Source organism: Aquimarina ulvae (assembly GCF_053613295.3).
Genome location: NZ_JBSIBP030000001.1, coordinates 384520 through 406421, shown reverse-complemented (window position 1 = coordinate 406421; position 21902 = coordinate 384520). Strand labels below are relative to the sequence as shown.

Genomic DNA, 21902 nt, shown 5'->3' with positions numbered 1-21902 from the left:
TATCGTCTCGTATTACTCTGTTGCAACCATAAAGAAAAATACTAACATAAAAACTATATCGAGCAAAGATGCCGTCAAAATAGCAGGTGATGGTGTTTTTTGTTTTTTTTAAATATAGACATATTGATTTTATTAGGTAATTATTATTCTCCTTTGATTGGTTCTGCTTCTGAAAGCTTTTCTGGATACAACAGCTGAATATGTTTCATCTGTTCACGCAACGTTGTTTTATCTCCAGAATAACCAGCATCTTTATATTGTGCCTTCATTTGATCAAATGACACTCCATATATCTTTAACGCCTCCCTGTTTCGCAATGCTGCATAAGCACTCACTAACCTCATTCTGAACTGAGATGTACATTTCGTAAGTTGTTTCTCTACTATTTATGAAAGATATGACCGCCTTATTAGGATTATCAGATGATTTAGGATCTCTTTCCCCTTTACAATAACTACAGTATTCTGCAGCTTTGCCTCCTCCATTATCTAAAAAAGCGATTGCAGCAGACTTAAGCTCTGCCAAACGTAAAGGCTTCTTTTCAGCAAACAACTCATTCATTTGATTCAACTCTACCCTAAAAACGTTCTTTTCCTTAATTAAGATCTCCGTTTTAACCTCTTCTGGAGGAGGAGGTAACCTTCTACTGATTCCATAATCTGTTTCGATGGTAGTACTTACCAAAAAAAAGATAAATAATAAAAAGGCGATGTCCGCCATGGATCCCGCGTTGACTTCTGGTGCTAATCTTTTAGCCATAACAATACATATTTAGTTAATAATTACTCAATAGATCAACGAGCTGTTTGTCTGTATGCTAAATAGTAATATTAAGAAGAATAGTATGTGCTTAACGTAAACACCAAGGTATAAATAACCCTTAATAGTCAATCAACCTAGAAGTTTATTATGGCTCTACAACTGTATAGTTTCTATTATTTCAATACCACTAGCTTTTGGAAGGTTAGATATTGATCATTTTAACAGATCACAGTCATTCATAGAAACACAATTGTTATGCCAGTATGGTTGATTCATTAAAAAATTATGTAAAGAATGATAATCATTTGAGTAAACAAAAAAATCCCACTTAGCATACACCAAGTGGGATTTTTAAAATATACTAAATATTTTTAACCTTTACTGACGAAGATTATCAGTTGCCTCACCTTGTCTTGTGGTGTAATTAATTTTTAGCGCTTGAACTTCTCTCAGTTCCTTTTTTATATCGCCAACAAGACCCATATTCGTATCACCATCAACTTTTAATGCTGTAATAAGAAATGGTACTTCTTCTTCTCTTTTTGCAGCTCTTTCTGCCAATACAAAAGGTTTTATATCACTTACTTCAGCAAACTTATCATTCAGCTGAATTCTTGCCTGTGTTCCTGCACTTGCGGAATATCTAGAACTAGGTTTCCCAGCATAAATATACATCACCAGATTTTTCTTATCTAATTTTTCTGTTTGATCGGCAACCGGAAGTCTATTCTCTATTTTAAGATTATTCTCCCTCATTACGGTTGCTACCATAAAGAAAAACAGTAACATAAATACGATATCAGGTAAAGATGCTGTCGAAATAGCTGGTAAAGCACCACTTTTTTTCTTTTTAAATTTAGACATAATTACGTTTTTATGTTATACTTATTTCTTTGGTTCTGCTTCAGAAAGCTTTTCTGGATACATCAGTTGGATTTTCTTGATCTGATCTTTTAAGCGATCTTTACTTCCGGAATAATTTACATCCTTCAGATCTGCCTCCATTTGCGTAAATGTTTTTCCATAAAGACGTTCTGATTCTCTGTTACGTAACTCGGTATACGCAGCAACTAACTCATTTTGCACTGCTATATAGGTTGCATAGCTAGTTTCTCTATTATTACGTAAAGAAATTACCGCTTTTTCAGGATTATCAGAGGAGCTAGGGCTTCTTTCTCCCTTGCAATAACTACATGCTTCATCTCCGCTTCCTCCTCCATTATCCAAGAAAGCAACCGCAGCAGCACGCAGATCCTTTAACTCCATAGGAGCTTCTTCTACTAAGAGGTCATTATTTTTATTCAATTCTACTACAAAAATATTTTTTTGCTTAAGAATTGGAGGCTCTACTGTTTCGTCTAAAGGCGGTGGTAATTTACGACTAATACCTCTATCCGTATCAATGGTTGTTGTAACCAAAAAGAATATAAGAAGTAGAAATGCAATGTCCGCCATGGAACCAGCGTTTACCTCTGGTGCTGATCTTCTTGCCATATTATTTACCTATTAATTTTTTAACTCCTGATAATATCATCAGGGCTACTGCTATTGCAGCTAAAAAGTAGAACGCATATAAACCTGTTCCTACTAGTTTGGATCCACTTTCAGAAAGTACCTCCCCATCTTTCATCTCTGTCTCTACACCATTTGCCATTACATATCCAATAGCGATGATGATTAAGAAAGCAACAATCCCAATTCCAGCCTTTTTAAGACCCGCAGGGTTTTTCGCCAAAGCTGAAAAAACAGCAATTAATGTAGCTATTATAATAACCACAAAAATCACTAATGTTAAATTATACATAGGACTCACCAATGAAGTAGCTTCTGCAAAAGCAGATGAAGACGTATCTTTCACCAAATCCTTCGCTTCTGTAATACCATAGTTATCCATAAGAGTAGTGAAATTACCGCTCATTAAAAACAGCAATATCGCTCCTATAGCCCCTATAGCCAGTACAACGTATGATAAAATTTTTGAAATTTTCATGTGACTAATTTTTATTAGGTTGTTAACACAGTACAACCTGTATTTAATAATAAATGATTTTACTTTATTTATATAAGTTCTGCATCCATACGAAACTTATATTAAATCATTATTATTTTTTGTTTTTGTAAGCTACCAACATATCGATTAAAGTAATCGATGCATCTTCCATATCATTTACTATACTATCAATCTTAGCAATGATGTAATTATAAAAAACCTGTAATATAATTGCAACGATAAGTCCGAATACTGTAGTAAGAAGTGCTACTTTAATACCACCTGCTACAAGCGATGGCTGCATATCTCCTGCCGCTTCAATTTTATCAAATGCATCAATCATCCCGATTACCGTACCCATAAATCCAAGCATTGGTGCAAGTGCTATAAATAAAGATACCCAAGATACATTTTTCTCTAGCTGCCCCATCTGAACACCTCCGTAAGCAACTACTGCTTTTTCTGCGGCGTCAATACTTTCATCGGCTCTGTCGAGACCTTGATAGTATATAGAAGCAACTGGTCCTTTTGTATTTCTACAAACTTCTTTTGCAGCTTCAACTCCACCACTGTTTAAAGCATCTTCCACATTTTGTTGTAGTTTCTTACTATTTGTAGTAGATAAATTTAAAAAGATAATTCTTTCAATTGCTATCGCAAGACCAAGAATCAAACATAAAAGAACGATTCCCATAAAGCTAGGACCTCCTTCTATAAAACGTTTTTTCAGATTTTGGTGAAAGGATTCATCTGCTGCTGCAGGCTCATCTGCATCCTGAATAGTTGTTGTTATTGGAGCAATTAATAATTGCACGTTTGCCGTTAACTGGGCCGGAGCAGTGGCTGCTTGTAAATTTCCAAAAGCCATTACTGTTGCGATTGCCAGAATAGAAAATAGTCTTTTCATTGCGCTGATTCTTAATTTTAATTAGTTAAAGGGTTAAAGATAAAAAAATATTATAAAATCCATTAATAATTTAATAATAATGCAGAGAGGAAGGGATTCGAACCCTCGATACGCTTTTGACGTATACACACTTTCCAGGCGTGCGCCTTCGACCACTCGGCCACCTCTCTATTAAAATTTTTGCTCAAAAATGGTTGAGCAAATAACAAAAAAAATGTTAAGTACTAAAATTTGAGGCGTTAATTTTCTGACATTTCACCTCGCAACGAAGTTTCATAAATGGTTTTGAGGACATTAAGCGGTAATTTTTCTCCTAATAAATACATCAATTTAGCCACAGCTGCTTCTGTAGTGATGTCTTTTCCGGATATAACACCTGCTTTCTTTAGCGCAACACTAGTACTATATTTTCCCATTTCTACACTTCCGCCAGAACATTGTGTTACATTCACGATAGGTATTTCTTTTTTAATTTGATCAGAAATAATATCTACAAACCACTTTTTGGTGGTTGTATTACCAGATCCATAAGTTTCGATAATTACACCTTTTATAGTTTTTGAAGAAAAAATATTTCTTAAAATCATCTCATTAATACCAGGAAACATCTTAATAAGAACAATATTATTATCAAAATGTGTATGATAAACCATTTTCTTTCGGTGACGCACAGCATGTAAAAAAGATGTATTTACCTTAAGATGAACTCCGGATTCGACTAAAGTAGGATAATTTAATGATTGAAACGCCTTAAAATGCTCAGCATTGATCTTCGTAGTCCTATTTGCTCTAAGTAATTTATACTCAAAATATAAACCTACTTCTGTTACTACAGGCTTTCCTTTTTTTTGTAAAGCAGCTATCTGCACTGCAGTAATTAAATTCTCTTTAGCATCTGTTCGAAGATCACCAATTGGTAATTGTGATCCTGTGAATATAATTGGTTTTCCTAGATTTTCGAACATAAAACTTATAGCAGAAGCTGTGTAAGACATCGTATCACTACCATGTAATACTACAAAGCCGTCATAATTTTCATAATTACTATTTATAATACCTCCTAATTCTTTCCAACGCTCTACATCCATATCAGAAGAATCTATAGGCTCTTTAAAACTTGTCGTATCAATATTACAATCTAATTGTTTTAGCTCTGGAATTTGGAGCAATAATTGATTAAAATCAAAAGCAACTAAAGCTCCTGTTTCGAAATTTTTAACCATACCAATAGTACCTCCGGTATAAATCAATAAAATATTTGGTGAATTCTTCATCGCAAAACCTCCATTTGTTGGTCTGACAAATGAACAAAAATAAAATTAAAACACATTCACTATATACCGAATATATACTTGGAGTTTTTGGTTGTTATGCTTGCTATTTCTTCTGGTGACTTTTTATAAACATCACACAATTTTTCTAAAACTTGGACCAAATAAGAACTCTCATTTCGTTTACCGCGATAAGGAACTGGGGCTAGATACGGAGCATCTGTTTCTAAAACAATATGTTCTAAAGAAAATTCATTTAAGAATTTATCAATTTTCCCATTTTTAAAAGTCACAACACCTCCAATACCTAATTTCATGTTATATCCTATTGCTTTCTTAGCATCATCTACAGTTCCGGTAAAGCAATGAAATATGCCGAACAAATCCTCTCCTTTTTCAAGTTCCAAAACCTCGAATACTTCTTCAAAAGCGTCTCGGCAGTGTATCACGATAGGTAATTTATACTTTTTAGCCAGACGGATTTGATGTCTAAACGCTTGTTGTTGTTGTTTCAGGAATGTTTTATCCCAGTATAAGTCTACACCTATCTCCCCTACTGCATAAAACTTTTTATTACTATTTTGGTTAAAACGTTTTTCCAACTCTTCTTCTACATGCTGTAGCTCCTCTTTGTAACTTTCTTTTACGTGAGTGGGATGTAAACCCATCATCAAAAACACATTATCAGGGTATCTACTTTCAATATCATACATGGATTTCGTATATCCAGAATCAATTGCCGGAACAAAAAAACGCTCTATCCCATTGGCAATTGCCCGCTGCATCATTTCATCCTGATCTTCTGCAAAAGATTCGCTATAAATATGTGTATGTGTATCTGTTAGTATCATGCTGCAAAAATAGCCAAAATTTGCGCATAGAATTTAACCTTTTTTGGGATAATTAAGTTTGCAATATGAATCAGTAGTTTGCTAATTGACACTAATGATCCTTTTCACTGGAATAATTGTAGACTGTTTTTAGAATTACTGATTTATCAGTTATACCCCAAATGGTAGTTTCTACTTTTTTAGATCCCTTATCATCTGCAAAAACAATCTTAACCTTTAGGTGCCCTAAATTACCCAGGTTCAATCCTCTTGCCTATTTTTCATATCTATCTTGTTTGCGTTTTTGTCGCTTAACACCTTCTTTTTCGGAAAATGAGGTTTTTTCTATTTACTCCTTTTCTATTAATTGTATTTGATCGTTTATACCCATAATTTTGGCACATAAAACTATTAAGAAAGCATTACTATTCAGAGATTATAAGTTATTTATTACAACGCAGTTAATAAAGAAAATATTGTTAATTAAAAATATGACAATCAATTAATTATGAGTTTTTTTAAAGTTTTTTGAGTAATTTTTGTGCCTTCTTGTAATCCTCTGCCTCTGGTGGTAATGATCTTAATAATTCAGCACATTGCTCTTTATTTTTCTGCTTCAGTTGATTTAAGGCTTCAAACCAAACTGCCCTATATTTGTAAATAGATGTTCCTTCTCTAAGTTTTTTAAAAACCTCAGATGCCTTTTTGTGTTTATCTTGCTCGATTAATGTGATTCCTAAATAAAAAAGATATTCTGAATTATCCTTATTATCTTGCAGTAACTGTAGTAAATGTTGCTCGGCTTCACCATATTTCCCAGAATTAAAAGAGGTTTCAGCTTTCTTAAAAACCTCATCTTTGCTTCCTCTTTCGGTAATATATAATTCTGGGGTTGTCATAAAATCTCTATAGTCAGCACCATTTTTGGTGAACGTATAGACCCCTAAAATAATAGCAATACTTGCTGCAATGGCATACCCCCAAGAAGGTATTTTTATTATTTTGGTTTCTTTTTTAGCTGATTCTTTTTCAAAAAATGAATTCCCAATATTTTTTAAATTCTGTTCTAAATCAGATTGCTCCTTTTCTAAATTGAGACTAGAAGCAAGATGAGAGTTCCATTCTTTGTATATTCTAAACTCTTCTGCAACAGTCGCATCTTCCTCTAACATCAGGGATAGGGATTTTTCTTCTTCAGCAGAAAGTTCTTTACTAACTTTTCGTTCAAAAAGCTCATATTTTTCTTCTGGGGTCATAACAAGTTTCTTATTTGATTATACTTAGGAGAGTTCTGAACCATTTTTGTCAATTGACCAATACACAATGATTTTTTTTTACGGACATATCCATATGATTGTCCTAGTTTTGAAGCAACTTCTTCCATAGATTTTATAGTAAAACTAGCTTTTAGTAGCTCTTTGCACGCATTGCCTAACTGTTCAAACACTTCAGCAAAAAGTTTATTTTTAGCTTCAAAAATTAATGTTTCGTCTGCATAACGTTCGCTCTCATCATTTATAGATACAACCTCTTCATTAATTGTTACCTCTTTTGTGGTATTCTTTTTTAACTGATTAAGCCATTTTCTTTTACATAGTAAAAAGAAATACGCATCGAATGGGCAGGTAAGTATGAGTTCCTTTTCTTTTGCCTGTTTATAGATAGTAATCAATGTTTCCTGAATTATATCTTGTGCATTGGACTCATCCCCGCTATTCTTTTTTACATACCCTACAACTTTTGGTGCAAATTTCTTGTAGATCTCTTTAAGGAGTATACTGTCATTCTTTAAGAGAGCTTCAATATATTTCTGATCAGCATGTACTTCGTTATTTCCCATAAATGATTGGTCTGGACAACTAAATTAAAAAAGTTTTTAAGAAAAAGGGTAACAAAAAATTAGTGTTGTTGATATGAAGGTGTAAATAATAAAATTTAGAATGTCCACAACGGACAATTAAAATTAAAAAACATGAAAACAAATAGTACAACAATTACATTACTGAATAGTAGTAAGAATGTAAAACACCTAATGGTTCATTTTTTATTTTTAGGTTTTGCAATACTTTTTTTTGCAAGCTGTAGCAGCAATGATGATAATGATATTATTATTGAACAGGTTCTTGATGGGATAGCATTAGAAACCGAGATTCAAGAAAACCGAGAAGAAGCTTTACAAGCTTTCACATTAAATGACGGAACCGGAGAAGTATATGGAGAAGAGGGTACGATACTTTACTTTCCTCCAGGGAGCATTGTAGATCAAAATGGAGACCCGGTAACTGGTAATGTCAATATAGAACTTATAGAAATCTATGATAAAGCCAAGATGTTACTTACGAAAATGCCAACTAATGGAAAACGTCCCAACGGCGATGTCGAAACATTAGTATCTGCCGGTGAGTTTTTCATCAATGCTACACAAAATGGAGAACAATTAGCATTAGCTAACGCCTTCCAACTTTTTGCTCCTTCGGATGAGTTTGATGAAGATATGAGGTTATTTAATGGTCAGGATAATGATTGTGATGGTGATGATTTAGCATGTGATATTGTATGGGAAGAAGATGAACAAGGAGGTTTAGAGCCTATGCAAAGAGAAGGACCAAACGGAGAAGGAGTAAGCGGATACGGAGGTTTCCTGAGCAACTTTGGTTGGACAAATTTAGACCGTTGGTATAACTATGAAGGTCCTAAAACAATTTTGTATGTAGATGTTCCAGAAGGTTTTGACAACACAAACAGTAATGTGTATGTGTCTTATGACGGAGAACCTACAGCACTAGCATTATTAGATATTTACAATCCAGACACCGGTCTATTCTCTGAGCACTACGGATTGATTCCAATTGGATTAGAAGTGCATATCATTTTTGTATCTGTGCAAGATGATCAATATGTATATGCAATCCAGGGAACAACCATAGAAGAAGATCATGTAGAGGTAATTAGTGCTATTACAACTGGAACAGAAGCAGCTTTGGTTGCATTAATAAATGATCTCCCGTAAATAAACTTCACACTGAAATATGCATATTAGGTAATGGGGGTTACAGCAAATTTCAGCAAAAATTCCGGAGGGTTTACCTTCCGGAATTTTAATTCACTAAAGATTGAAATGCATACGACTTAACTTTTTGTTTATCTTTATTAACACTAACAACAAATCATGAATAGATTTTCGGCTTTACTGATACTTATTTTATTCCCTTTTTTCTGTACTGGACAAATAGAAACCAATGACACCATACCCAGAATAGCGCCGATATCCTATGAAATCCAAGGCAATCAAGTAGCATATGAAGCAGAAATGCCTCCTTTAAATCAAATTGCCGGTGCCCCTAAGGCTTTTTACACCTATTATTGGGAGTTTGGAGATGGAAATTATAGTTTTAAGAAAAAACCTGTACATACATATACTAAGAATAAAAGCTATGAAACCAAACTTTGGGCAACAAACAACTATGACAACGGAAAACCTCCTGCATCCAGACCAACATCTGTAACTATTAGTGATGTCTCTGATGAAGCCTCTGCAACAAACAACGTCATTTTTATAGAAGATGAAGTTTTAATCTTAAAAAGAAATCGTGAACCCGTTCCAGATCAGGAAATGGTGTTTATCACTAGCTACAAGAATACTAACAATTATGTCTCTAGCGGAAAGCTGTATTTATTCTATAATGACCAACAATTTAAAAATGATAACTTCACAATTGAAGATACCCGATTATATAACGGCGAAAGGATAACTCCCTTAGAAGTAATTTCCCTATTACAACCAGAGAATGATGACCATACTTTAGTAGCTTCTAACAGTTGTTCTTTCTACAAGACTAAAAGGCAGTTTGAACAAGACTCCACAAAAAGAAAAAACCTTCCGCTTACGTTAGAAGAATCAAAAGCTTTATACCGAAGTTATCAGATCATAGAATTTGACGATATGCAACCTGGAGAGGAACGTAATATATTCAGGACATTGAAAACCACTCCGGAAATGATCAAGGATACTAGTGCTATCGTAACATTAAGAAGTATCTACGTGCCTGATAATAATTTTGATAATCATACAGTAAAAGATACTGAGATGGAGATTGTAACTTCTCATGACCCAAACAAAATGTCTTCTAATGCATGGTTAATGAATTACCGCTTAGTAAGATTCAAGCGGTTAAAATTCAAAGTACGATTTCAAAATAATGGTGAAGGTCCTGCCAATACGATTAAATTGGAGGTGGATACTCCTGAAATGTTTGATCGATCTACTTTAAAAATTGATGGAATGTATCCAGAATGCCCGATATGTCCAAAAGAGCGAGAAGTAAATTACAGTTGCTTAGACACTATTCTGCAAAAAGATAAAATCATATTTCAATTTAACAGAATTTATCTTCCTGGAAGTGAACAAAAAAATGTGGAGGAAATTGATTCTACCAAAGGATTTGTGAGATACTCTATGAAATTTGGCAAAAACTTCCATAAAAAACAGACCCGAAGCAGAACTGCTATCTATTTTGATAAAAACGAACCGATTATTACCAATTATGCTACTACTCGTTTCTTACCCGGGATTTCGTTAGGCGCAAAAGCAGGTTATATTACAGTTCCAAAATTAGAGGACCAACAAGAATATTTTGTAGGAGCTACCGTATCACCTTTCAAATCATATAGGGGATATTATCAGGCAGAACTTTTCTTTTCTACTTCTTCTTTTGAGGAAACCAGAAATTTTGAATCTCGAAATATTAACCCAAACGGAGCAGTAGATTTGATTCGTTTTTCTGAAGTTAACAAATACGATAATATTAGGATATATGCCATACCGGGATCTTTTCGATATAACTTTACTAATTATTTTGCCGTGGGTACCGGTCTACAGTTACAATTAGATCTTACCAGTAGAAACGATCAAGAAACCACCGGAGAAGGTTTTTTTATAGATGCTGATGGAACTGAATTCCCTAATCCAGATTTAAGTACTTTTTCAGCTCAAGAAATAGATGACAGCTTTGCCAACTTACAAACTGGTGTTTTTATAGGCATGAATTTAGGTGCCGTTAGAATTGGACCAAGTATCGGGGTGCGGTACGTATATAACTTTGATGCTCCTAATTCTCAAATTCAGCTCTATGGGATTTGGAAGTTTTAAGTCAATTTTATTGTTATTTGGATTTCTGTGTTTGGTGCATCCGGTCTTGTTTTCGCAACAACAAGAAATGACTTCAGAGTACTTATACCATCAGCTAGACTATTTTTTAAAGGAACCAACGAACTCAAAACTACATCGATTAAGCAAACTCATCGCTTCTAAAGAGAATAGACTATTAACCAAAGAAGACAAACTAGCCTGGGTCATTGTCAACAGTAATATGGGCTATTACCATCATCAATTCGAGAATCTTCCTACAGCAATCATGTATTATGAAAAAGCTTGGAAAACATTTCATAAAAACAAGCTCGAAGACTACGATATTATCGAAAACTGCTTACAACCTTTAGGAAACCTCTATCTTAAAATTGGGGATCTCCAAAAAGCAGAAAACACGATTACCAATTATTTATATTTGGCAGAGCAATCACAAAATACTCTAAAAATACTTTCTGCAATCACCAATGTATCCATTGCGTATCATAACCAAGGTAAGTATCAAAAAGCAATCGAAATCCTTAAAAAAGGTGAGAGATTATCTCCAGAAAACCCACATATCCTCACTAATTTAGCCACCAACTACTTAGACTATGGGTTCACCGAAGAAGCAAAGAAGTATGCTTCCAAAGTAATTTCTACAGACCCTTCGCAGGTAAATGCTTATCAAATTTTAGCGGCAATCGCACTTAAAAACACAGATTTACAAAACGCACAACGTTATATCCAAAAAACCAAAAATCAATTATTAAAAAAACCAAATACCTCATCGCGTGATCTTGCAAAATGGCAATTGGCTTATATTGATATTTTACTTTCGAAATCAGCATACACTGAGGCACTTTTTAACTTAAAAGAAATATATGTGTCTTTACTACCTGGATATGTAATTGAAGCCCATATTCCTGAAAAAGAAATTCTTATTGCAGATAAAATTTTGCTCATGGCACTGGATACCCAAGCATACATCTATCAACAATTAGGCAAACCTACAGTTGCAATAAAAACCTATGAGGCGGCTTTTGAGGTAAACTCAAAATTAAATCAGGCATATCCATTGCAGGCGACAAAGATTATACAGCATAGTCAAAACCGAAATCGAACTGAAAGCTATATCGATTTATTATATACCTTATATAGTACAACGAAAGATCTTAAATATGTTAAAAAAGCATTTGAAGCTGCAGAAGCATCTAAAGCGCCTTTTGTAAACGAGGCATTCGTATCTAAACAAATCTTATCACAGTATAAAAACGATCCGTTGGTCATCAAAAATGAGCAACTCGCTAATAACTTAGCTATATATGACACCAATATCCTCAAAGAGCGACAAAAAGGGGATACCGCAGACATCTCGCAAATTCAACAATGGACTGCAGGCTATGGTAATACATCTATTGAATTAAAAGAATTAACCAAAGAATTACAGAAAAAATATCCAAATCTTCTTACAAGTCAGGATAAAATACCAGTTAAAGAACTTCAGGATACATTAAAACAAGATGACATCGTATTGATCGAGTACTTTTTCGGAAAGAATACCGTGTATCAGTTTATAATTGAAAACGATTCTATAGTGATCAAAGCACTAAAGAACATTGAACAAATAAGAGAATCGATCAAAAATTACATCAATTATTTTAATAGTGCTCAAGCGATCAACAACAATATAAAAGGTTTTTCTGAAAGTAGTTTCGACTTGTATCACCTTTTAGAGGTTCCTAAGGCTACAAAGATGATCATCATCCCAGACGGTCTTCTGTATTTTGTTCCTTTTGAAACATTATTGGCTAAAAAAAGTGATGCAATACGCTTTAAAAAGATGCCATTTTTAGTTAAATCAAGCATCGTCAATTATGAAATTTCTGCAGGAAAATATCTAAGAAATAATGACACTAATACCAAAGAAAATAAAATTTTAGGCGTATTTCCTGTTTTTGAAAGTACCAATTTAGAATTGCCCTTTTCCCTAGAAGAGCAAAAGTATATACAACAGGAGTATGATGGTGTATTCTTAGAAAAAGAAGAAGCCACATACGGTCATTTTCTTAAGGAAGCAAAAAATCATACGATTATACATCTATCGACTCACGCAGAAGCAGGTAGTTTTTCACGACCAGCTTCTATCCACTTCAGAGATCAAAATATTCTCGTAAATCAGTTATACGGGTTACAACTAGAAACAGAATTAGTTGTGCTAAGCGCTTGTGAAACAGGTATTGGAACTTTAGCAAAAGGAGAAGGACCACTTAGTATCGGCAGAGGGTTTCAATATGCCGGAGTAAAAAACGTGTTATTTTCTTTATGGAAAGTAAATGACAAAACTACTTCTCAACTGATGCAGCGTTTCTACCAAAATTTACATAAATCTAGTTCATACGTACACGGATTACATCAAGCGAAATTGGATTTTCTGGAAGCTAAAGAAATCCCAAATACTCAAAAATCACCTTACTACTGGGCTTCATTTGTATATTATGGAAGTTACCAACCTGTAACCGAAACAAAATTCAATTGGATACTGATTATCTTAGGATTCTTATTAATTATACTATTTTTGTTCGCGATCCGACAAAAATTAAAATGACTACACTTCGCCAATTTCTTATCAAGAAAGAATATCATCGTATCAAACTGGTTACTACTAAAACTAATCATTTCGAAGTCAGCGCTATCCTTAATGGTGTAGCGGGTAGTTTTATTGTTGATACAGGAGCTTCTAATTCGTGTGTTGGTTTTGATGCTGTTAAAAAATTTAATCTTTTAGCTCAGGATAGCGATGTAAGAGCTGCCGGTGCCGGAGCTACCGACATGCTGACTCAACTTTCTAAAAAAAACGTACTACAACTGGGCACATGGTCAAAAAAAAATGTTTCACTTGTTTTATTTGATCTAACCCATGTTAATACTGCGCTTATAGCACATCACGCAGAACCTGTAGACGGCATTATAGGTGCGGACATTTTAAAAAAAGGAAAAGCAATTATAGACTATGAACGAAAATGCCTTTATTTAAAATAACTATTTCGATAACACCGTATTCCTGAAAATAGCTTTTATTAAAACTATGCCTTACAACAAAATATTGGTAATTATCTATTGGGCACTCTAAATAAGCGATAACCTTTCATTAATTTTTAATGTGAAATTATTGCACTTTGACTTAGAATTCTTCAAAATTCACGTAGTTATACCTATTGATTTTACCATAAACTCCTCTTAGTTTTGAAAGAAACGAATTATTAAAAAAACACCTATTTTTTTATAAACTGAGACTCATGAAAATAATACTCATCGGAAGCTTTCCTGTTTGTATATCTGTATATCATTATCTGTCAAAAGCTAATTATTTGGATGGAGTATGCTTTCAAGAATCAGAAGTGCCTAATCCTAAAAACAATTTCTGGCACACTGCTGTCCAAAAAGAAGGTTTGAACACCTATATCATCAATAAACGAAACATCCACACGAACTTTAAATCTTGGTTGGAAGAAATGGCTCCTGATGTAGTGTTGGTTTGTGGTTTTTCTATAAAGATTCCCAAGCATGTATTATCGATACCAACTTATGGTTTTTTAAATATCCATTTTGGAAAGTTACCGGAGAACAGAGGGCCAGATCCGCTATTCTGGTCTATCAAACACGGAAAAAAGCAAACAGCTATTACCATTCACGAAATGGATGAAGAATGGGATACGGGTAAAATTCTGTTGGAACAACCGGTTCCTTTAATTCCTGGAGAAACCTTGGGAATGGCCAATTCTAAAATGAGTTACATGCTTACGGATCTTACTAAAAAAGCGATGGAGTTGGTAACAAAGGCACAAAATTTTAAATCACAGCCTACAAAAAAAGCAACATATTACAGAAAACCAAAAGACCAAGATACCACCATAAATTGGGAAACACAGACGGCAGATGAAATTGAACAATTGATTAATGCGTGCAATCCGAAATATAGTGGAGCGACCACCTACTATCAAGGATCTCCTTTAAAAATAGTAGAAGTTTCTCCAGTAGATAGTCAACCACTATTAGGGAAAACAGCTGGTGAAATTATACACGCACATCCGCAAGAAGGGTTGTATGTATATTGTAAACATGGTCAACTATTAAAAATAAATACTATTAGTTCTGACGCAGGAATTTTGTCTGGAACCAAATATGTGCATCTTGGTGTACGGCAAGGACATTGTTTTACTACTTGTCTACAGAATAAACAACAGACGGTCATATCATAATTGACCGATATTATTAAATAACTAATTTATTACTATCTAAAATCAACTCAATATGGAAGGAACAATAGGAGAAGTACGCATATTTGCGGGCAATTTTGCACCAAGAACTTGGGCATTTTGTGAAGGTCAATTGCTACCAATTTCACAAAATACCGCATTGTTTTCAATTATAGGAACCATCTATGGCGGTGATGGCAGAACTACATTTGCATTACCTGACCTTAGAGGACGTGTGTCGATTGGTCCCGGAACCGGACCTGGATTGAGCTCCTACCGCGAAGGACAAAGAGGAGGTATAGAAACAAATACATTAAACGTTACTCAAATACCATCTCATACCCACGCTAATGCATTAAAAGTAAGCTCAGCGGATTCTACCCAGAGTGTTGCAACTTCAGGGGCTTCCATAGCAACTCCAGGGGCCATATCTGGAAGAGCTTTTCAAGCAAGTCTTGGCTATAACGTTGCATCTCCGGATAGTACACTTAATCAACAATCTCTATCAATTGGAGATACTGGGGGAAATCAACCTGTAGACAATATGCAACCTTGGTTAGCGTGCTATTACATCATTTGTTTACAAGGAATTTTTCCTTCAAGAAACTAAAAAAACTATTAATAAAATCTTAAAATAAAAATACTATGGAAGGAACTATAGGGGAGGTCCGCATGTTTGCAGGTAATTTTGCGCCAAGAAACTGGGCATTATGTGAGGGACAACTATTGTCAATAAATTCAAATCAGGCATTATTTTCAATATTAGGAACCACTTACGGAGGGGATGGGCGAACTTCCTTTGCTTTGCCAGACCTAAGAGGCCGTGTACCTATTGGACCAGGACACGGGCCTGGGTTATCAGACAGAAGACTAGGCCAACGAAGTGGAACAGAATATAATATATTAAATATTACACAACTACCATCTCACAATCATTCAGGGTCAATAAAAGTAAATTCAACTGATGCAACACAATCTGCCGCCACAAACGGAGCATCTATTGCAACTCCGGGTGCCATATCTGGACGAGCCTTTGAGGGAACACTCGGTTATAATACTTCGACCCCTGATATTACACTTAATCAACAATCTGTTACTATTGGAAATACTGGCGGAAACCAATCTGTTAATAATATGCAGCCTTGGCTTTCGATATATTACATTATTTGTCTACAAGGCATATTCCCATCTAGAAATTAATTTTTTTAATTAAACACAAAAGAATTATTGAATAACTCTTTTGTGTTTAATTCTATAGCAATGACGAATAAGATTAAAGAGTTTCAGTATATAGGTAATCAGATACTTTCATCTATAAAAATAGATGAAGAATTGAACAGTATCTTATTACTAAATGAGTTTTACATTAAAAACTGGAAAAGGAACCATACTACAGAGGACATATATCTTAAAAATGGAATAGCGCTATCGCAAAAATATGCTGCAGATTGTATTAAAGATTACAAAAGAACTGCTCGTTTTTCGAAAGGAGTATATAGAGCAATTGTCTCCTTATTAAAAAAATACCCGAACGAGAGAATAAACATTCTTTATGCAGGTTGTGGTCCATACGCACCATTAATTTTACCTATTCTTCATCATTTTAAACCTGATCAAATTAGTATCACTTTAATTGATATAAACCAAGATTCGATTGATTCAATTAAAAAAATAATTGCTGATTTAGACTATGAGTCTTATTTTTCTAGCGTAACGGTTAAAGATGCAACTAAGTATAAACGTAGTTCACCAAACTCATTACATCTAATTATAACCGAGACCATGTTTAGAGCTCTAACCAGGGAGCCACAAGTTGCAATTACACAAAACTTAGCGCCTCAACTTGTTGAAAATGGTATTTTGATCCCTGAAGAAATTTATATTTATGTTGGATATTCTTCTTTTTCTGGAGAACCTAACTTACACCAATCGAAAAATGGATACATTATAAAAAAAGCATCTAATCAAAAGATACAAAGAGAAGAGTTCAAAACCTTATTCGTGGTTAACAAAGAAGAAAATAAAACTATAAAAAACTCTCACTCTTATTATTACGAAAGCGATTGGTACACAGTCCCTGAAAAAATCAAAAAAAATCCAGATATATGTATCTATACTAAGGTTAAGATTTTTGGCTCTCTAGAGTTACAAAATGAAGATTCTCTTATAACTAACCCACTTTGTGTAGGCTCATTGTATAATCTAAGGCAAAATTCAAAATTCAAAATTCAATATAACATTAAAGGAATCCCTGAATGGGAAATCTGCGAAAAATAGCGTATTTTAAACAAAAACTAAATTAATAAACCATGAAACAATCTTACTTTAAATTTTTACTTATAATAATAAGTGTCTTTTTAGGGGTCGAAGTACTTTATTCTCAAACTACAGAGGATTTTGAAACCGAGACCATTGGTACTACCTCATTTACAGATAATGGTCAAAATTTCACAATAGCTAATGGCTCTGGCGAAACTACCTATGATATAGAATTTGCTGGCAGTGCAGGTTGGAACGGATCTTCTGCCGATAACCAATTTATAGATAATTCTTCAGGTACACCCACTCAAAGTGACGGAAGTTCTTTTACCGTTACAACAACAGATGGAACAGATATTGACGTTAAAAGTCTTTATTTATTTATATCTACCAGAGCTTTAGCAAACCCAACGACTACGTTGACTATTACGGGAAGAGTAGATGGAGGTACAGTTTATACGATTACAAAAAACTCTGGGTTTTCTAATGTACAAACATTAACTCCCAATAACGGATTTACATTTATTGATTTTTCTGTCGAAGGAGGAGCTGACAACTCAAATACTGGTGTAGATGAAATAATTATTGCAACAACTAATAATGCCGATTATATTGCACTTGACGCATTTCGTTGGGATATTGCTCCAGTTTGCACTGAACCAGATGTACCCACAGTAACATTTACACCCGCTACGATATGTGATGGAGATAATGCTACTTTAACTATTAGTGGTAATCTCAACGATGCTACCCAATGGGCTATTTATACAGGTTCTTGTGGCGGATCCCAAATAGGGACTACAGCGACTTCTACTTTTGTTGTTACCCCTACAGCACCATCAACAACTTATTTTGTAAGAGGTGAAGGTGGCTGTATAACACCAAGTTCTTGCGGTACTGTAACCGTAAATGTAACCCCTAATGAAGATGCTTCATTTACTTATAGTGCAGCAGCTTATTGTGTAAATAATGCAGATCCAACACCTACGATTACTGGACTAGCAGGAGGAACTTTCTCCTCTGGTGCGGGGTTAAGCTTAAACGCATCCTCAGGACAAATTGATCTATCCGCATCGACTCCAGGAACATATACCGTTACTTATACTACATCAGGAACTTGTTCTAATAGCTCTAATGTTAGTGTAACTATCAATGCATCAGATGACGCGTCATTTAGCTATTCGGCATCCACGTATTGTGTGTCTGATAGTGATCCAACACCTACGATTACTGGGCTAGCAGGAGGAGCTTTCTCTTCTGGTGCGGGGTTAAGCTTAAACGCATCCTCAGGACAAATTGATCTATCCGCATCGACTCCAGGAACATATACCGTTACTTATACTACATCAGGAACTTGTCCTAATAGCTCTAATGTTAGTGTAACTATCAATGCATCAGATGACGCATCCTTTAGCTATTCGGCATCCTCTTATGAGACAGTTGATGCAGATCCAACACCTACCATAACTGGACTTTCAGGAGGAACGTTCACGGCTTCGCCTGCTGGATTAAGTATTAATAGTGGTACTGGAACGATTGATGTATCTGCATCCACACCGAATACATATACTGTAACGTATACCACAGCAGGCACTTGTCCTAATAGTTCTAATGCAAGTGTAGCCATAGTTGACCCAGCACCAACAGTAACCAGCGTTTCGGTTCCTGCAAATGCAACCTATGTAGCTGGACAAAATTTAGATTTTAACGTCGTTTTTGACGAAAACGTTAATGTTAATACTACTGGAGGAACTCCGCAGTTAGCCATTACTCTGGGTAGTACTATTCGTCAAGCAGTGTATATTATAGGAAGCGGAAATACACTTTTAGGGTTTAGATATGTTGTGCAAGCTGGAGATATAGATACCGATGGGATAACCGTGGGAACTCTTGATGCTAATGGAGGATCCATTCAGGATACTGCTGGTAACAATGCTGATCTTACACTTAACAATGTAGGGGACACATCAAATGTACTGGTAAATGGTACACCTTCTGTGATCACTAACGTTGCTGTACCAACTAATGGAACTTATGGAACAGGACAAAATCTGGATTTCAATATTACATTTGATAAAGCTGTCAACGTAAATACCACTGGAGGAACTCCACAATTAGCCATAACTGTGGGTAGTACTGTTCGTCAAGCTGTTTATGTAATTGGAAGTGGAAGTACTTCTATAGCATTTAGATATACCATTCAGGTTGGAGATGAAGATGCAGATGGGATTACCGTGGGAACTCTTGATACAAATGGAGGATCCATTCAGGGCGCTGGAGGAAGTGATGCCGATTTGACTCTTAATAATGTAGGGAATACATCAAATGTTTTCGTAGACGCTATTGCACCAACAGTAACAATAACCTCTACGGAAAGCCCCGGACCTACCGGCGCTAATCCAATTCCTGTAACCGTTACGTTTTCTGAAAGTGTTACTGGATTTGAAATAGGTGACCTTATCGTTTCTAATGGAATTCCAGGTAATTTTTTAGGATCAGGTGATACCTATACTGCGGATATTACACCATCTGGAGCCGGGCCTTTAACCATTACAGTAGATATTAATGCAGATGTTGCATTAGATGGCGGAGGTAATGGAAATATTGCAGCTACTCAATTTAGCATCGATTATGAAAATTTATTGAACATTAATGATGAAGAATTGGCAAGTGGTCTCACTATTTACCCTGTCCCATCTAGCAATACCATTAATATCTCTGGAGCAACAAGCTTAGCAATACAGCGCGCCCATATTTTTGATATACATGGAAAATTGATCATTTCTCAGAAACTAAACTCGAGTAGTATCCTAAATGCTATTGACATCACGTCAATTCGTTCTGGCTTATACCTAATGACTATATATTCTGAAACAGAATCAACTACTAAAAGAGTTATTAAACAATAAAACGCTACTAATTATATGAAAAAAGCTGAGATAAAAATCTCGGCTTTTTTTTCTAAAAATTTTTATATCTAAGACTACAATCAAATCTAATATAGCTAGAAGTATTAAAAAACACGACTACCTCACCTCCAGGTATATAAACAAGTATTTTTACCTATTTGGTTCATCCCTGATTCATAGTACTTTTAGATAATGATATTAGCAATAATGACCCCAAATAAAAAAAGAAATATACTAATGAAAGTAATTCCCCTTGTCGTGTTGATCATCATATTGATCGCATTAGGCATGAATATGTACTTATTATATAGGTTTGTATAATTTAGCGGCTTTTTTACATCCCAGTTCTAATGGCTTCAACAGGATCTAATCTTGCTGCCATCCAGGCTGGAAAAATACCAGCAATTAAACCGATCAAAGTAGACCAGAACATGCCCCAAAACATATTAGAGGTTGAAAGTACAAATTCAAAATCACCAGTTAATTGAGAAGCTCCTTTGGAAATTAACCACACCAACACTAAGCCTATTAATCCTCCAAAAACAGCAAGAATAACTGCTTCAAACAAAAATTGAAGTAATATAAATTTCCTTTTCGCTCCTAAAGCCTTTTGAATTCCAATTAAATTTGTTCGTTCTTTTACACTAACGAACATAATATTTGCTATTCCAAAACCTCCTACCAACAAAGAAAACATCCCTATAAAACCTCCAATTTTGGACATAGTTCCGGTAATATTGTCTATAAAATCAGTAAATCCCTGTAATTGATTTACGAAAAAATTATCAATTTCATCTGGTTTTAAACCTCTAAAAGATCGTATCTTTTGAGTTAAAAAAGCTACAAATTCAGGAACATCACTGCCTGATTCGGGTTTAATAATGATCATAGGAAATGTAGATTTATTATTATCCCCATAAAGTCTACGCACTATATTAACAGGCAAAATAGCAGCAGTATCTTTAGAATTTCCAAAAAGACCACTCCCCTCTTTCTTTAAAACACCGATAACTGTAAACTTTCTTCCGTACACACGGATTTTTTCCCCGATTGGATCGATTGATCCAAAAAGACTATTTGCTACTTCGTCGCCAATAACAATTACCGGCGCACCACCAACCGACTCCTGCTCGTTATAAAACCTTCCATTAACTATCTGTAGTTCCTCTATATCATAATAATCACTAGTAACCGGAACCATCTCCACATTACTAATACTTTTATCATTATACTTTAAGGTTTCTTGGCCAACGTTTAATAAAAAGCTGGCAGCTTTTATGTCTGGCATAGCTCTTTTTATATATTGATATTCTTCGAAAGTTACATCAGGAAACTGTTTTCTTTTCCAGTCCGGTACCTGAGTAGGACCAAAAGAAATCCGGGTAAGATATATGGTACTATTGTCCAGGGAGCTTATACTTCCTTTTATTTCTTTCTCCAAAGAATCGACAGCTGCAAGCACACCAATAATTGAGAAAATACCAATAGTAACTCCTAACAAAGAAAGAAAAGTTCTTAATTTATTGTTTCTAAGCGCATTAATTGCAAAATTAAAACTCTCTTTTAGTACTCTAAGATAGATAAGCATAT

The 21902-nt window shown here is 34.8% G+C and carries 20 protein-coding genes and 1 tRNA gene; 9 read left to right on the top strand and 12 right to left on the bottom strand.

What is annotated here, in order from left to right; all coding sequences use genetic code 11:
* Nucleotides 1-143 precede the first annotated feature (143 nt).
* The 11 genes from ACWGOQ_RS01770 to ACWGOQ_RS01720 form a co-directional block, all read right to left on the bottom strand.
* The gene (locus ACWGOQ_RS01770; protein WP_452056835.1) at nucleotides 144-284 is read right to left on the bottom strand and encodes a hypothetical protein; all 141 of its coding nucleotides are present in this window, start codon (nucleotides 282-284) and stop codon (nucleotides 144-146) included.
* Entirely contained in the window at nucleotides 274-759 is a 486-nt protein-coding gene (locus ACWGOQ_RS01765) for an ExbD/TolR family protein (protein WP_452056834.1), read from the bottom strand. Before ACWGOQ_RS01765 ends, ACWGOQ_RS01770 begins: the two co-directional genes overlap by 11 nt.
* A 381-nt stretch (nucleotides 760-1140) precedes the next feature.
* Complete coding sequence (locus ACWGOQ_RS01760; RefSeq protein ID WP_452056833.1) at nucleotides 1141-1626, bottom strand: ExbD/TolR family protein; 486 nt, start codon at nucleotides 1624-1626, stop codon at nucleotides 1141-1143.
* Between the two features lie 21 nt (nucleotides 1627-1647).
* Nucleotides 1648-2256: an ExbD/TolR family protein gene (locus ACWGOQ_RS01755; RefSeq protein WP_452056832.1), complete on the bottom strand. Its 609-nt coding sequence runs from the start codon at nucleotides 2254-2256 to the stop codon at nucleotides 1648-1650.
* A 1-nt stretch (nucleotide 2257) separates the two neighbouring features.
* Nucleotides 2258-2752 (bottom strand): phosphoethanolamine transferase domain-containing protein, encoded by a 495-nt coding sequence (locus ACWGOQ_RS01750; RefSeq protein ID WP_452056831.1) that lies wholly within the window; start codon nucleotides 2750-2752, stop codon nucleotides 2258-2260.
* Nucleotides 2753-2864: 112 nt separating this feature from the next.
* A complete protein-coding gene (locus tag ACWGOQ_RS01745) occupies nucleotides 2865-3659 on the bottom strand; it encodes a MotA/TolQ/ExbB proton channel family protein (protein WP_452056830.1) in 795 nt (264 codons plus the stop codon).
* A gap of 82 nt (nucleotides 3660-3741) precedes the next feature.
* A tRNA-Ser gene (locus ACWGOQ_RS01740) sits at nucleotides 3742-3829 on the bottom strand.
* Nucleotides 3830-3898: 69 nt separating this feature from the next.
* Nucleotides 3899-4933, bottom strand: a complete 1035-nt coding sequence (locus ACWGOQ_RS01735) for an asparaginase (RefSeq protein WP_452056829.1) — start codon at nucleotides 4931-4933, stop codon at nucleotides 3899-3901.
* A 59-nt stretch (nucleotides 4934-4992) separates the two neighbouring features.
* Nucleotides 4993-5781: a TatD family hydrolase gene (locus ACWGOQ_RS01730; protein WP_452056828.1), complete on the bottom strand. Its 789-nt coding sequence runs from the start codon at nucleotides 5779-5781 to the stop codon at nucleotides 4993-4995.
* A 497-nt stretch (nucleotides 5782-6278) separates the two neighbouring features.
* Entirely contained in the window at nucleotides 6279-7016 is a 738-nt protein-coding gene (locus tag ACWGOQ_RS01725) for a tetratricopeptide repeat protein (RefSeq protein WP_452056827.1), read from the bottom strand.
* Nucleotides 7013-7600 (bottom strand): RNA polymerase sigma factor, encoded by a 588-nt coding sequence (locus ACWGOQ_RS01720; RefSeq protein WP_452056826.1) that lies wholly within the window; start codon nucleotides 7598-7600, stop codon nucleotides 7013-7015. Before ACWGOQ_RS01720 ends, ACWGOQ_RS01725 begins: the two co-directional genes overlap by 4 nt.
* Before the next feature lie 132 nt (nucleotides 7601-7732).
* On the opposite strand from ACWGOQ_RS01720, the gene ACWGOQ_RS01715 reads away from it, so the two are divergent.
* The 9 genes from ACWGOQ_RS01715 (at nucleotide 7733) to ACWGOQ_RS01675 (ending at nucleotide 20312) form a co-directional block, all read left to right on the top strand.
* Complete coding sequence (locus ACWGOQ_RS01715; protein ID WP_452056825.1) at nucleotides 7733-8770, top strand: hypothetical protein; 1038 nt, start codon at nucleotides 7733-7735, stop codon at nucleotides 8768-8770.
* A 159-nt stretch (nucleotides 8771-8929) separates the two neighbouring features.
* Nucleotides 8930-10909, top strand: a complete 1980-nt coding sequence (locus ACWGOQ_RS01710; RefSeq protein ID WP_452056824.1) for a DUF7849 domain-containing protein — start codon at nucleotides 8930-8932, stop codon at nucleotides 10907-10909.
* Nucleotides 10890-13493 (top strand): CHAT domain-containing protein, encoded by a 2604-nt coding sequence (locus ACWGOQ_RS01705; protein ID WP_452056823.1) that lies wholly within the window; start codon nucleotides 10890-10892, stop codon nucleotides 13491-13493. The genes ACWGOQ_RS01710 and ACWGOQ_RS01705 overlap by 20 nt, the downstream gene beginning before the upstream one ends.
* Nucleotides 13490-13927 carry a retropepsin-like aspartic protease gene (locus ACWGOQ_RS01700; protein ID WP_452056822.1) on the top strand — a complete coding sequence of 146 codons (438 nt, stop codon included), beginning with the start codon at nucleotides 13490-13492 and terminating at the stop codon, nucleotides 13925-13927. Before ACWGOQ_RS01705 ends, ACWGOQ_RS01700 begins: the two co-directional genes overlap by 4 nt.
* A 257-nt stretch (nucleotides 13928-14184) precedes the next feature.
* Nucleotides 14185-15147, top strand: coding sequence for a methionyl-tRNA formyltransferase (locus ACWGOQ_RS01695; protein WP_452056821.1), 963 nt, complete (start codon nucleotides 14185-14187; stop codon nucleotides 15145-15147).
* A gap of 52 nt (nucleotides 15148-15199) precedes the next feature.
* On the top strand, nucleotides 15200-15754 hold the full coding sequence (locus ACWGOQ_RS01690) for a phage tail protein (RefSeq protein WP_452056820.1): 555 nt from the start codon (nucleotides 15200-15202) through the stop codon (nucleotides 15752-15754).
* A 35-nt stretch (nucleotides 15755-15789) separates the two neighbouring features.
* On the top strand, nucleotides 15790-16344 hold the full coding sequence (locus ACWGOQ_RS01685) for a phage tail protein (RefSeq protein ID WP_452056819.1): 555 nt from the start codon (nucleotides 15790-15792) through the stop codon (nucleotides 16342-16344).
* 60 nt (nucleotides 16345-16404) lie between these two features.
* Complete coding sequence (locus ACWGOQ_RS01680) at nucleotides 16405-17421, top strand: SAM-dependent methyltransferase (RefSeq protein ID WP_452056818.1); 1017 nt, start codon at nucleotides 16405-16407, stop codon at nucleotides 17419-17421.
* Nucleotides 17422-17453: 32 nt separating this feature from the next.
* Nucleotides 17454-20312 carry a T9SS type A sorting domain-containing protein gene (locus tag ACWGOQ_RS01675; protein ID WP_452056817.1) on the top strand — a complete coding sequence of 953 codons (2859 nt, stop codon included), beginning with the start codon at nucleotides 17454-17456 and terminating at the stop codon, nucleotides 20310-20312.
* 334 nt (nucleotides 20313-20646) lie between these two features.
* On the opposite strand, the gene ACWGOQ_RS01670 is transcribed toward ACWGOQ_RS01675, so the two are convergent.
* Nucleotides 20647-21900, bottom strand: coding sequence for an ABC transporter permease (locus tag ACWGOQ_RS01670; protein ID WP_452056816.1), 1254 nt, complete (start codon nucleotides 21898-21900; stop codon nucleotides 20647-20649).
* Nucleotides 21901-21902: the final 2 nt, after the last annotated feature.

Coding starts and splice junctions, on each gene's coding strand:
- ACWGOQ_RS01765 (WP_452056834.1), bottom strand. CDS start 759: ATGGCTAAAAGATTAGCACCAGAAGTCAACGCGGGATCCATGGCGGAC.
- ACWGOQ_RS01760 (WP_452056833.1), bottom strand. CDS start 1,626: ATGTCTAAATTTAAAAAGAAAAAAAGTGGTGCTTTACCAGCTATTTCG.
- ACWGOQ_RS01755 (WP_452056832.1), bottom strand. CDS start 2,256: ATGGCAAGAAGATCAGCACCAGAGGTAAACGCTGGTTCCATGGCGGAC.
- ACWGOQ_RS01750 (WP_452056831.1), bottom strand. CDS start 2,752: ATGAAAATTTCAAAAATTTTATCATACGTTGTACTGGCTATAGGGGCT.
- ACWGOQ_RS01745 (WP_452056830.1), bottom strand. CDS start 3,659: ATGAAAAGACTATTTTCTATTCTGGCAATCGCAACAGTAATGGCTTTT.
- ACWGOQ_RS01735 (WP_452056829.1), bottom strand. CDS start 4,933: ATGAAGAATTCACCAAATATTTTATTGATTTATACCGGAGGTACTATT.
- ACWGOQ_RS01730 (WP_452056828.1), bottom strand. CDS start 5,781: ATGATACTAACAGATACACATACACATATTTATAGCGAATCTTTTGCA.
- ACWGOQ_RS01725 (WP_452056827.1), bottom strand. CDS start 7,016: ATGACCCCAGAAGAAAAATATGAGCTTTTTGAACGAAAAGTTAGTAAA.
- ACWGOQ_RS01720 (WP_452056826.1), bottom strand. CDS start 7,600: ATGGGAAATAACGAAGTACATGCTGATCAGAAATATATTGAAGCTCTC.
- ACWGOQ_RS01715 (WP_452056825.1), top strand. CDS start 7,733: ATGAAAACAAATAGTACAACAATTACATTACTGAATAGTAGTAAGAAT.
- ACWGOQ_RS01710 (WP_452056824.1), top strand. CDS start 8,930: ATGAATAGATTTTCGGCTTTACTGATACTTATTTTATTCCCTTTTTTC.
- ACWGOQ_RS01705 (WP_452056823.1), top strand. CDS start 10,890: ATGGGATTTGGAAGTTTTAAGTCAATTTTATTGTTATTTGGATTTCTG.
- ACWGOQ_RS01700 (WP_452056822.1), top strand. CDS start 13,490: ATGACTACACTTCGCCAATTTCTTATCAAGAAAGAATATCATCGTATC.
- ACWGOQ_RS01695 (WP_452056821.1), top strand. CDS start 14,185: ATGAAAATAATACTCATCGGAAGCTTTCCTGTTTGTATATCTGTATAT.
- ACWGOQ_RS01690 (WP_452056820.1), top strand. CDS start 15,200: ATGGAAGGAACAATAGGAGAAGTACGCATATTTGCGGGCAATTTTGCA.
- ACWGOQ_RS01685 (WP_452056819.1), top strand. CDS start 15,790: ATGGAAGGAACTATAGGGGAGGTCCGCATGTTTGCAGGTAATTTTGCG.
- ACWGOQ_RS01680 (WP_452056818.1), top strand. CDS start 16,405: ATGACGAATAAGATTAAAGAGTTTCAGTATATAGGTAATCAGATACTT.
- ACWGOQ_RS01675 (WP_452056817.1), top strand. CDS start 17,454: ATGAAACAATCTTACTTTAAATTTTTACTTATAATAATAAGTGTCTTT.
- ACWGOQ_RS01670 (WP_452056816.1), bottom strand. CDS start 21,900: ATGCTTATCTATCTTAGAGTACTAAAAGAGAGTTTTAATTTTGCAATT.